Origin of the sequence: Streptomyces sp. NPDC052107 (genome assembly GCF_040680215.1) — a bacterium.
Classification (GTDB): Bacteria; Actinomycetota; Actinomycetes; order Streptomycetales; family Streptomycetaceae; genus Streptomyces.
Map to the genome: position 1 here is coordinate 1 of NZ_JBFAWG010000153.1, position 10280 is coordinate 10280.

The 10280-nt window shown below is 68.6% G+C and carries 11 protein-coding genes; 6 read left to right on the plus strand and 5 right to left on the minus strand.

All coding sequences use genetic code 11. The features are described from left to right. Positions 1 to 79: 79 nt before the first annotated feature. From AB0M27_RS44850 to AB0M27_RS44860, 3 genes are all read right to left on the minus strand, one after another. Entirely contained in the window at positions 80 to 847 is a 768-nt protein-coding gene (locus AB0M27_RS44850) for a transposase (RefSeq protein WP_365731632.1), read from the minus strand. A gap of 241 nt (positions 848 to 1088) precedes the next feature. After that, positions 1089 to 1802, minus strand: a complete 714-nt coding sequence (locus AB0M27_RS44855) for a hypothetical protein (RefSeq protein WP_365731634.1) — start codon at positions 1800 to 1802, stop codon at positions 1089 to 1091. 350 nt (positions 1803 to 2152) lie between these two features. Beyond that, positions 2153 to 2590, minus strand: coding sequence for a TIGR03618 family F420-dependent PPOX class oxidoreductase (locus AB0M27_RS44860; RefSeq protein ID WP_365731636.1), 438 nt, complete (start codon positions 2588 to 2590; stop codon positions 2153 to 2155). A gap of 156 nt (positions 2591 to 2746) precedes the next feature. Here AB0M27_RS44860 and AB0M27_RS44865 point away from each other — a divergent pair, with 156 nt between their 5' ends. Further along, complete coding sequence (locus tag AB0M27_RS44865; protein ID WP_365731638.1) at positions 2747 to 3559, plus strand: amidohydrolase family protein; 813 nt, start codon at positions 2747 to 2749, stop codon at positions 3557 to 3559. A gap of 18 nt (positions 3560 to 3577) precedes the next feature. Here AB0M27_RS44865 and AB0M27_RS44870 read toward each other — a convergent pair whose 3' ends face one another. Further along, a complete protein-coding gene (locus AB0M27_RS44870; protein ID WP_365731653.1) occupies positions 3578 to 3940 on the minus strand; it encodes a transposase in 363 nt (120 codons plus the stop codon). Positions 3941 to 4089: 149 nt separating this feature from the next. Between AB0M27_RS44870 and AB0M27_RS44875 the strand changes: the two genes are divergently transcribed. From AB0M27_RS44875 to AB0M27_RS44895, 5 genes are all read left to right on the plus strand, one after another. After that, on the plus strand, positions 4090 to 4956 hold the full coding sequence (locus AB0M27_RS44875; protein ID WP_365731640.1) for a hypothetical protein: 867 nt from the start codon (positions 4090 to 4092) through the stop codon (positions 4954 to 4956). Between the two features lie 135 nt (positions 4957 to 5091). After that, complete coding sequence (gene dnaK, locus AB0M27_RS44880; protein WP_365731642.1) at positions 5092 to 6945, plus strand: molecular chaperone DnaK; 1854 nt, start codon at positions 5092 to 5094, stop codon at positions 6943 to 6945. Positions 6946 to 6947: 2 nt separating this feature from the next. Next, positions 6948 to 7439 carry a nucleotide exchange factor GrpE gene (grpE, locus tag AB0M27_RS44885; protein WP_365731645.1) on the plus strand — a complete coding sequence of 164 codons (492 nt, stop codon included), beginning with the start codon at positions 6948 to 6950 and terminating at the stop codon, positions 7437 to 7439. 134 nt (positions 7440 to 7573) lie between these two features. Continuing rightward, positions 7574 to 8029, plus strand: coding sequence for a nuclear transport factor 2 family protein (locus AB0M27_RS44890; protein WP_365731647.1), 456 nt, complete (start codon positions 7574 to 7576; stop codon positions 8027 to 8029). A gap of 740 nt (positions 8030 to 8769) precedes the next feature. After that, positions 8770 to 9951, plus strand: coding sequence for a DUF2993 domain-containing protein (locus AB0M27_RS44895; protein WP_365731649.1), 1182 nt, complete (start codon positions 8770 to 8772; stop codon positions 9949 to 9951). Between the two features lie 4 nt (positions 9952 to 9955). Here the strand turns inward: AB0M27_RS44895 and AB0M27_RS44900 are convergent, their stop codons facing one another. Next, positions 9956 to 10177, minus strand: coding sequence for a hypothetical protein (locus AB0M27_RS44900; protein ID WP_365731651.1), 222 nt, complete (start codon positions 10175 to 10177; stop codon positions 9956 to 9958). Positions 10178 to 10280: the final 103 nt, after the last annotated feature.

Sequence of the window (10280 nt, forward strand, 5' to 3'; positions counted from 1 at the left end):
ACGCCACCGACAACGACTGAACACAACCGCAACAGACACCACCTGGGTCAGGATTCAACCGCCCAAAGTGGGTCAGCGTTCAGCCGCCGCCGACAACAGTCAACCACTCGGCCATAAACGAGAAATGGTCCCGGGTCGGCCGGTTGGCTCTCCCCGTGTGGCCGCAGCGCGGGCAGCGCTGCGAGGTGTAGGCCGGGTCCACCTCGATGAACGGGACGCCGGCGCGCTTAGCTTTGTAGGCGATGAACGAGCCGAGCTGGTGGAACGGCCAGGAAGACTGGCGTGCTCGCTGGTCGCGGGGAACCGTGACCCGCTCGCGGATGCCCGTCAGTTCTTCGAGGGCGATGCCGCGTTCGGTGCGTTGGGCGACAGCAACGACAGTCCTGGAGATCTTGTGGTTGACGTGGGTGGCATGCCGGGCCTCACGGCGGGCGCGCTTCTTGAGGAGCTGCCTGGCGCTCCTGGTGTGCCTGGCCTGGAGTTCGGCCTTCTTACGGGCCTGCCACCTGCGGTAGCGCCCCAGGCGGGCGTGCTCGGCGAGCTGCTTGAGCGCTGCCGCCGAGCAGGCGAACCGCACGTTCTTGATCCGGCCCGCGACAGTCCAGACACTCACCGTCTGGGAGTCGTGGTTCCATGACAGGCAGCGATCGTCGTAGGTGTGTGCCGCGTCCGGATGGAAGGCGATCGGCTTGGACTGCGCCTTCCGGCGCCGCTTCGCCCCCTCGGGTCCGAGGTTCCCGGTCTTGATACTCGCCCGCAGCGTGGTGTACGAGTCGGCGACCCGCCGGCGGAGGCGAGGCGCCGTGCCGATATGACCTGGACCACACTTCTGAAGGGTTTCCGCCACGGCAGGTGGAGGCGTAGGTTCCGTTTACCCCGTGAGAGCGCCCTCACAGGCGCCGGTCCGCCAAGTCCCGGGACGGCGGACCAGCGGGGGCCAAATCTTCATACGTCTCCCAGCGGGATCGGACGCGGACAAGCCGCACCGACGTGCCCGGCCCCGCTGCCATGGAGATCCCGAACAGCCGGGGCCGAGCCGCCTGCCCGTCCAGGACGGCTCAGGTCGTCCCACAGGGTCGGGAGGATCTTCAGCCGGTGGGGAGCCCAAGGCCGTAGAAGGTGACGTGGTGCGGGCCCATGTACTCCGCCTCGCCGCCGATTATGAGGTCTTCCGGCTGCTGCACTCCCGCCGCGCGTGCCGTCGCCACCAGCATCTCCGCCAGTTCGTGGCCCCGCGGCTGCCCCGGGCCGCCCGCGTCGACGCGCCAGCGGGGGTCGCGGTCGTCGTCCCGCACCTCTCGCGTGGCCGCGTGGTCCGCCACCTGGCCCCAGCCAAGGGCCTCTGGCCGCGGGTCCATGTCGTACGGCGGGAAGCAGCCGATCACCAGGCGGTCGTCGCAGTAGATCTCGAAGAGGAGCGGTTCGCCCGGGCCCGCCCCGCGGCCGTACACCGGCATGCCGATGGGTCTGCCCAGGGCCGTGGTCTCGGCCGGGAGGGTGGACAGGAAGTCCGTCAGCGAGTGCGTCACCGCTTCCCAGCTTCTCGCGCGCCAGCCGCCGGGGTGGCCCAGGCCGATGTTCGCGGGGCCGTTGCGGCTGCCGAAGAATCCGCTGATCGCGTGTTCCTCGCCGTGCTCCTGGCGCCAGAACCAGTTCTCCAGCGGATCGGTCGGCTGCAGCACCAGCTCGGGCCCGTCCGCACCGGCCCGGAGCTCCAGCGTGTTCGGCCGGCCGCGCCAGCGCAGGTACGGCGCGCCCCAGTCCGGACCTGAGGCGTAGAAGGGGCCGAGGTCGCCGTACACACCATGATCGACGCCTCGCCGAGCTCCGCCGTCAGCTCCTCACTCACCGCGCGACATGCGGCCGCCTGGGCCGCGGCCCCCGTGTCGGCCGGCGTCAGCACCGGAACCGCTAGCTCCACGTACGCCTCGCCGTTCACGTACGGCTCCTCGAACCGGCCCACCGCGCGGAGGCGGCCCTCCCGGCCGAGAGCGGCAAGCAAAGCCTGGGTACCTGTTTCCGTCCAACCGTCCGCATCGGCCGTGAGCAGGCGCCTTGCCAGGTGTGCGTGCGTCTCGCTCATACGAAGATCATGACAGTCGGCACTGACAGTCCTGCCGTGGACGGAATGCCGGTGCCGGCGCGGGCCGGTTCAGGAAGGGATGACTCCCGGGCGGAACGGTTCGACACCGACGATGTGGCGCACCCGCTCCGGCTCGACCAGAACGTGCACCCGCTGCTCGCCTTCGATCAGCCAGGGATATCCGTTCAGGCCCAGGTACTTCCGGGCCAGCCGGTCCATGCCACGCTCGGCCTCCTCCCCCTCCACGAAACGCACCGCGCGACCGGAGATCTGCACCCGGTCGTAAGGGTTCTCGGTGTCGGCGTGCGAGATGTGGACCCGAGCGTCGTTGCGGAGGTTCTCCTCCTTGATCCGACCGACGGAGGTGTTGAACACGATGAGCCCGCTCTCCAGCCCCACCCACATCGGCGTGACGTGCGGCGCCCCGTCCGGCGTCACCGTGGCCAAGTACCAGAAGTTCGGCGCCTCCAGCCGCTTCCGCACCTGCTCGTTCATCTCCGCCACCACGACCGCACTCCCCCCCTCGACCACCTCATGCCGAATCACTCTGCCACAGCCGCAGATTGACGGGGCATCAGCCTGGTGCCGGTCAGGAGACATCCCCCGACGTCGAGCGACTATGGTTGCGGTAAGCGATCGCTTAGTCCCTTGCTGGAGGAGTCCATGCCGGTCATCGACGTGTGGATGCAGCATCCCACGCTCCGTCACTCCAACCACGAGATGTTCGAGTCGTTGCGCCGATGGACGGGGCAGGGACTGCTGCAGGCGCCGCTGCCGGTGAAGGCCACTGTGACGGCCATGGCCGCGGCAGATGTGGAGATCGGTCTTGCGGCGGCCTGGTACGGGCCTCAGGCACCGCTGATCAGCAATGACGAGGTGGCCGAGTTCGTCGCACAGTCCGACGGGCGGCTGCGCGGGGTCGCCGGCGCGGACCTCACCCGGCCCGTCCAGGCCGTGCGCGAGTTGCGCCGGGCCGTGCAGGAACTCGGCTTCGTCGCCCTGCGGATCGTGCCCTGGCTGTGGCAACTGCCGCCCACCGACCGGCTGTACTACCCGCTGTACGCCGCCTGCGTCGACCTCGACATCCCCTTCTGCACCCAGGTCGGCCACACCGGCCCACTGCGCCCCTCCGAAACCGGTCGCCCCATCCCCTACATCGACCAGGTCGCGCTCGACTTCCCCGAACTGACCATCGTCTGCGGCCACATCGGCTACCCGTGGACCACGGAGATGATCGCGGTGGCCGACAAACACACCAACGTCTACATCGACACCAGCGCCTACACGGTCCGCCGCTACCCGCGAGAGCTCGTCGAGTATCTGCGCGGCAGGGGCCGCGGGAAGGTGTTGTTCGGTTCGAACTACCCCATGATCACCCCTGCCCAGGCACTGGAACACCTCGGCGATCTCGGCCTGGACGAAGAAGCCACCGAGCTGTTCCTGTCCGGGAACGCCCGCCGGGTCTTCCGCCTCTGATCGCGGCACGAGTTCGGGTCACCTGCGACGGCGGATCAGGCCGTACGACCGGGCGAGCATGGTGCTGGTCTTCTCGCACCAGTCTTTGCGCCGGTCCGCTTCGCGTGCCTTGAGCTTGGCGACCTTGGCGTACTCGGCTGTCTTCTTCTCGCTGCCCTTGGGGGCGCGGGCGGCACGGCGCTGGTGCTTGCGGATCTGTGCCCGCTCCTTGACGGTGAGCTGCGGGCAGTTCAGCTTCCGGCCGTCCGAGAGGGCGGCGGTGATCTTTACGCCCCGGTCGATTCCGATGACCTCGCCCGTGCCGGGCGCGTCGAACGGCTCGGGACGACGCCAAGGGACACCGGCTGCCCACCCAGGTGTGCAGTGACACCATCCAGACAGGCCCGCCCCACCTGCGCTAGGCGGCCGGACACTCCGATCCGCGACATCGCCTGCACCCCGGCATCACAGTGCGGCCGAAGCGCATCCGAGCACCTCGGTGTGGCAGTCATACCAGGACATAAGCGGCGATACATGATGGAGGTACCGATGTGTTCCGCGAGGAGGAGTACGGCATGGCCGAGTCGGGCTCTGGCGGTACCGAGGGCGTGGCGAGCGGCAAGTCGCGGTTCGACGACATCTACGACCGGCCGGACCCCCGCATGTACTTCCGTCGGCTGGCCCCGCTGGAGTACGAGATCCCGCACCATGCCCAGCCGGTCTTCCGGCAGGCCGCCGCCGAACGGGCCGCGCTCGACGACGGACACCCCCACAGGCCGGCGGTGCTGGACCTGTGCTGCTCGTACGGGATCAACGCCGCACTGCTCAACCACGATGTGACGCTCGCGGACATGTACGAGCGGTACACCTCACCCGCTTGCCAGGAGATGTCGACGGCGCAACTCGCCACGCAGGACAAGGAGTTCTACGCCGGGCGGCGCCGACCGGACGCGGTGCCGGTGTTCGGCCTGGACGTCGCGGCGCCCGCCGTGCAGTACGCGCTGGAGGTGGGCCTGCTGGACGCCGCCTTCACCGACGACCTGGAACAGGGACCGCCGGGCCCCGGGCTGAGGCGTGCGCTCGCCGAGGTCGGGCTCGTCACGCTGACCGGCGGCGGCAGCTACATCACCGCCCGAACGTTCACGGCACTGCTCGACGGTGCCCGGAGACCGGTGTGGATCAGCGCGTTCGTCCTGCGGACGGTGTCGTACCACCCGATCGTCCGCACACTGGCCGCGCACGGCCTGCACACCACACTCGATGTCTCCCGCACCTATCCCCAGCGGCTCTTCACCGACGTACGGGAACAGCAGTTTGCGGTCGCGACGGTGCGGGCACTGGGTCATGACCCCGCCGGGCGCGAGGAGAGCGGCCGTTTCCACAGTCTGCACTATGAGTCACGGCCTGGCACTCGGTGACATCCGCCAACACAAGACTTGACAAGAAGGCACTCAAGTTTTATTCAGGCAAATAGGCAACCTGCTCCGAATGGGCAGCTCGCCGTGGTCAGCCAGCGGGCCGAGAATGGAGGCGGAGCAGGAGGGAGAGTCCAGATGGCGCGTCCAGTCGGTATAGATCTGGGAACGACGAACTCCGTGGTCTCGGTCCTCGAGGGCGGCGAGCCCACCGTGGTCACCAACGCCGAAGGGGCCCGCACGACACCGTCCGTCGTGGCCTTCGCCAAGAACGGCGAGGTGCTGGTCGGGGAGGTCGCCAAACGGCAGGCCGTCACCAACGTCGATCGCACCGCACGCTCCGTGAAGCGGCACATGGGCGATCACGGCTGGCGGTTCCCCGAGCACGGTGACATCGACGGCAAGCGCTACACGGCGCAGGAGATCTCCGCGCGCGTGCTGCAGAAACTGAAGCGGGACGCGGAGGCGCACCTGGGCGAGGACGTCACCGACGCCGTCGTCACCGTCCCCGCCTACTTCGACGACGCCCAGCGGCAGGCGACCAAGGAGGCCGGGGAGATCGCCGGCCTGAACGTGCTGCGGATCATCAACGAGCCGACGGCCGCCGCGCTGGCGTACGGGCTGGACAAGGAGAACGACCAGACGGTCCTCGTCTTCGACCTGGGCGGCGGTACCTTCGACGTGTCGCTGCTGGAGATCGGCGAGGGCGTCATCGAGGTCAAGGCCACCAACGGCGACACCCACCTCGGCGGCGACGACTGGGACCAGCGGATCGTCGACCACCTGGTCACGACCTTCAAGAACAACCATGGCATCGATCTCGCCAAGGACAAGATGGCCGTGCAGCGTCTGCGGGAGGCCGCGGAGCGGGCCAAGGTCGAGTTGTCGAGCTCGACGGAGACGAACCTCAACCTCCCCTACATCACGGCCTCTCCGGAGGGCCCGCTTCATCTGGACGAGAAACTCACCCGCGCCCAGTTCCAGCAGCTGACGTCGGATCTGCTGGAACGGTGCAAGGGCCCGTTCCACAACGCGGTCAAGGACGCCGGGATCAAGGTGTCCGACATCAACCATGTCATCCTGGTGGGCGGCTCGACCCGTATGCCCGCGGTGACGGAGCTGGTGCGGGAGCTGACGGGCAAGGATCCACACAAGGGCGTGAACCCGGACGAGGTGGTGGCCGTCGGCGCCTCGCTCCAGGCCGGTGTCCTCAAGGGCGAGGTCAAGGACGTCCTGCTGCTCGACGTCACCCCGCTGTCCCTCGGCATCGAGACCAAGGGCGGCATCATGACCAAGCTCATCGAGCGCAACACCACGATCCCGACCAAGCGCTCGGAGATCTTCACCACCGCCGAGGACAACCAGCCCTCGGTGACCGTGCAGGTCTTCCAGGGCGAACGGGAGATCGCCGCGTACAACAAGAAGCTCGGCATGTTCGAGCTCACGGGTCTCGCGCCCGCGCCGCGCGGAGTGCCGCAGGTCGAGGTCGCCTTCGACATCGACGCCAACGGGATCATGCACGTCTCCGCCAAGGACCTCGGCACCGGCAAGGAACAGAAGATGACCGTCACCGGCGGCTCGGCGCTGCCCAAGGACGACATCGACCGCATGGTCCGCGAGGCGGAGCAGCACGCCGAGGAGGACCGCCGGCGCCGGGAGGCCGCGGAGACCCGCAACCAGGCCGAACAGCTCGTCTACTCCACCGAGAAGCTCATCCGGGACAACCCCGACAACATCCCGGCGGACGCGAAGAGCGAGACGGAGAGCGCGCTCGCGGAACTGAAGGAGCGGCTGAAGGGCGAGGACACGGCCGCGATCCGGCAGGCCATGGAACGCGCGACCGAGGCGGCGCAGAAGATCGGCACGGCGATGTACGAGAGGTCCCGCACGGAGAGCCAGACTACTTCCGCGGACACGTCCGCTGGCGCCTCCTCGGACGAGGGTGTGGTGGACGCCGAGATCGTCGACGACGAGAAGCCGGAGGCGGGCTGACGATGGACAAGGGCCGGCTGCAGAACCCGGACCCCGCCCTGCTGCAGCGTCTGCTGGAGGAACGCACGGCCGACCTGCAGCGGGTGAAGGCCGAGTACGACAACTTCCGCAAGCGGGTGCGCCGGGACCGCATGGCCATGCGCGAGATCGCCGTGGCCAACGTCCTGCGTGCCCTGCTGCCCGTCCTGGACTCCGTAGACCGCACGTGCGCGTACGAGCCCATGACGGTGGGCCTGAAGGACATCGCCGACACCTTGGGCACCCGGTTGGGATCGCTGGGGCTGGAGAGTTTCGGGGAGGAGGGCGACCCCTTCGACCCGTCGTGCCACGACGCCGTCACCCATCACGTCTCCCCCGACACCGACCGACTGATCTGCACGAAGATCCTGCGCCCCGGCTACCGGCTCGGCCCCCAACTGCTCCGCCCGGCCCACGTGGAGGTCACCGGGCCGCCGCCACCCGCGAGAAACCCGCTGGTGCACTCCGGCGACTAGGGCCTGCCGCGAAAGTGGATCTTGACGCTCCGTGCCGTTACTCGGCAGGTAATGGCGCCGATCTGTGGGCGCCGGCAAGAATGCTGACCTCGCCGCGTCAGTCGGACGCGGATGTCGGATCGAAGTGATGAGTCGTGTCCGTAGCCGCGCCCGCGGCCACCCGCGCTGTCGTGGAGGAGCTGTTGCGACGGATCGGCCAAGGCGATCCCGAGAGCATCGCTGAGATGTATGCCGAGCGGGGCGACTGGAAGCTGGACTGGCCGGAGGCCGAGCACGGTCGGACCGCTACCCCGTGGATCCGTCACCGTTCTACCCGCGCTGATGCCGCCGCCCACTACCGCGAGCTCGCCGAGCACCATGTGCCTGGGCAGGTGGCGACCGAGATCGAGCGCATCCTCGTCGACGGCCGCGACGCGGTCGTGCTCGGCGAGATCCGTCAGACCGCCCGCTCCACCGGACGTGCTTATCGCGCTCGGTTCGCTTTGCCCCTCTCCGTCGAAGACGGCCTCGTCACCCGGCATCACGTCTACGAAGACAGCCTTGCCGTCGCCCAGGCGTTCGACACGATGGGACCGAATGAGGCTCGCTGAGGCATCCCCGAAGTCAATGGTTGCAGCCACTCGTCGAGGACTGCGACCACTCGGTCCAAGGGGGTCGGGATGGTCGCCTTGACCCCACCTCTGCGCAGGTAGGCCCGGTTGCCGCGCGAGTCGTGCGCCTTGTCGTCACGCACCCGGTCCGGGCCCCTGCGGCGTCGCCCTCGCCCGAGCCGGGGCACCCGGATCGCTGATGGTCAGCCCGCCTCGGGAGCGTCCGAGGCCATGGTCGGCCGGCTCGGAGGCGATGCCGCCCGGCGGCTCCTTTTGGCAGGTCCCCTTTTTCGACGCTCCGGCGGCGTGCTGGGGGACCGGCAGACGGCGGAGTCGACGTTCACATCCCAGGTGATCAGGCCCTTCGCGTCCGCCTGGGCCTGGAGCTGACGCCGCCGTGGGCCGTCTGTCAACCGCCGCCGTGTCCACACTGGCGGACGGCCCGGCTTGGTGCCCTTCGGCAGCAACGGCTCCAGCCGAGCCCACTGGCCGTTCGTCAGATCACCACGCCCACAGGGCGTGATCATTCACAACCAAGGTCCTTGTTCGCAACGGGCCCGGGACGGAAGGGACCGGACGGCCGCCCGCTCCGTACCGTACCGGCCGTGAAGTGGCTGGTTTCGCGCCTTACTTCGAGTAGGACTTGCGGCCTGCGTGCGACTATATGATCAAATCTACCGATGCGTACCCCCCACGAACAGACGCATCAAGCTGCCCAGTCGGACGGACCTCCCACCGAGATGGTTCCGCCTCGCCGTAACCCGTATGACGAACTCGCCTCGCTGGCAGGCCAGCCGCTGGAGGACTTCCTCACCGAAGACGGCACTGAGACCACGGAAGACGACGACGAGGAGACCTGGACACCGCCCAATCACCGGCGTGGCAGCCGCCGTCGCAACCGGGCCACCGGCCTGCCCACCGTAATCCGGATCCTTGTCTGGGTGCTCACCCTCGCCTGCCTGGTCACCCTGGCCGACCGCTGGGCGCTGCTCTACGCCGAGCACAAGGCCTCTCAACAGCTCAAGGACAAGCTGCATCTCGTCGCCGCCCCCGAGGTCCACATCGGCGGCTTCCCCTTCCTCACCCAACTGGCCGCACAGCGCCTGGACTCGGTCTCCGTCACCGTCCCCGACATTCCCGCCCACAGGGTGACCCTCACGCAGGTCACCGCCACCGCCGACGACATACGCCTCGACGGCGACGGACCCACCGCGGTGCGCGGTGCGCTCGTTCGGCAGGTGCACGGTCAGGTCCTGCTGTCCTTCGCCGACATGAACCGCGAACTGGGCGCCTCGCAGGTGGCGTTCACGGCACAAGGGCCCGACCGTGTCCGGGCCCACGGCACCCTGCGGGTCGCGGGCCGCGCGCTGAGCGTACGGGCCGACGCCCGCATCCGGCGCGACGGGGACCGCGGCATCGCCACCTCTGTGGACGGCATACGGCTCGACATCGACGACCTCGCCACGTACCGGCCAGGCACCAGGCCCACCGAGGGCCTCCACCTGACCCCCGCCTCAGCGCACCGTCTCACCCGGGAGGCGGAGAAGATCAAGGCCTTGCTCGCGGTCCCGGAGATCGTGCACCGCCTGGGTGTCCCCGACAGCGCGGTGCGCGCCGCGCTTCACGACGAGGACAAACTCCATCGACTCACGGGTGCGCCACGCTTCCTGCACGATCTCATCCGCGTCAACCTCCTGGACGCGGCGCTGGCCCACCCGAGGCTCCTCGAGCGGCTCGGCCTGGACCTGTCCTTGCTCACCGCACTGACCAAGCTCACCCGCCCCCAGATCGCCGACCGCTTCTCCTTCGCCTTCCAGCTGCCGACACCACCTGGGGGCGCCGTGCGCCTGCAGCGCGTGACGGTGGGCAAGGACGGCATCCGCGCGGATGTGTCGGGAAGGGGACTGCTTCTGGGCCGCTGAACTCTCAGAGACACCCGGGGCGAGTGATGACGAGGCGCTTGGCGATGTCGCGCAGGCTCCTCTCTTGATCACGCAGGTGTAGGGCCATGGACAGCATGTCCTCGTCGGTGACGCTCGCGCCGCCGACGGTCTTGCCGCGTTTGCGGGCCGACTCGTGGCCTTCCAAGGTCCGCTCACGGATGTACTCGCGTTCCATGGCGGACAGGGCGGCCAGGACGGTGGACACGACTCCGGAGGGGTTGTGAACAGCTGCCGCGGAACAGCGTACGAGTGTGTTCTGGCGCGGATGAGTGAGTGTTCGGGCTGTGGTGGGCGTACGGGGAACGATA

Bases quoted from the DNA above. Each gene is read 5' to 3' on its own strand.
- AB0M27_RS44865 (WP_365731638.1), top strand. From the start codon at position 2,747: ATGCCGGTCATCGACGTGTGGATGCAGCATCCCACGCTCCGTCACTCC.
- dnaK (WP_365731642.1), top strand. From the start codon at position 5,092: ATGGCGCGTCCAGTCGGTATAGATCTGGGAACGACGAACTCCGTGGTC.
- AB0M27_RS44895 (WP_365731649.1), top strand. From the start codon at position 8,770: ATGGTTCCGCCTCGCCGTAACCCGTATGACGAACTCGCCTCGCTGGCA.
- grpE (WP_365731645.1), top strand. From the start codon at position 6,948: ATGGACAAGGGCCGGCTGCAGAACCCGGACCCCGCCCTGCTGCAGCGT.